Here is an 817-nt window from a genome sequence, read left to right as displayed (position 1 = left end):
GAACCGCTGGTGCTGGCCGAGGCCGAGCGCGTGGCGGGCATCGAGCGGCATGAGCTGGCGGTCGACTGGCAGGTGGGGCCGTTCGGGCCGATCTATTCGCTTGGTTCGCGCGGTTCGGCCGATGCGCCTGGCGCGTCGGGTGCATCCGCTTCCGGAACAACCGCGCTGCGCGAGGCGCGCGTGACGATCGCGGCCACGGCGCGCGCGCATCTGGAAACTCGCATCGAGTGTGCGGCGATGGCGGGCATCACGCTCTGCGCGCTGGACGACGAAGCGCACGCGGCGCTGCGCGCGATGCGCTATGCGGCGGCGTTCGAGTTGCCGCCGCACGAGACCTGGGCCGCGCTCTGGGTCGGCGTCGATGGCATACACGGCTGGCTCGTCGCCGACGAATCGGTCACGCGCCGCATGCGTTTTCCCGCGCTCGAATACGCCGATCTCGTCGAGGCGTTGCGCGATCTGGCGAGCGGCGCGCAGGTCGGCTGCACGCTGGTGTCGGGCGATCTCTCGATGCTGGTGGGCGTGCAGTTTTCGCTCGCGGATATCGGCGACGTGCTCGGCAGTCCGGTGCTGCCGTTCGAATGCGCGCCGCTCGCTGACGCCGATGCCGAACAGCCGCTCGACGTCGGCCTGCTTCACGACCCGTCGTGCGTGGTCGCCTTCGGCCTCGCACTGCGTGGGGTGTGCGAATGAGGCGGCGCGCGAAGGTGGCCGGCGTGCGCGAGGGCTTCAATCTGCTGCCGTGGCGGCCGGGGGCGGTGCGGCGCGTGCGTCGGCGTCGCGCGCTCGAATGGCTCGCGGCGGCGGTTGTCGGTGG

Annotated in this window: 1 pseudogene; it reads left to right on the top strand. The window is 71.7% G+C overall.

Annotation, left to right across the window (positions count from 1 at the left end):
* Nucleotides 1-693: pseudogene (locus G3N97_RS39015) on the top strand (pilus assembly protein PilM); the annotation flags it as partial.
* Nucleotides 694-817 lie beyond the last annotated feature (124 nt).

The sequence above is a fragment of the Paraburkholderia sp. Ac-20347 genome (assembly GCF_017104805.1).
Classification (GTDB): domain Bacteria; phylum Pseudomonadota; class Gammaproteobacteria; order Burkholderiales; family Burkholderiaceae; genus Paraburkholderia; species Paraburkholderia tropica.
This window is presented reverse-complemented; position numbering and strand designations above follow the sequence as displayed.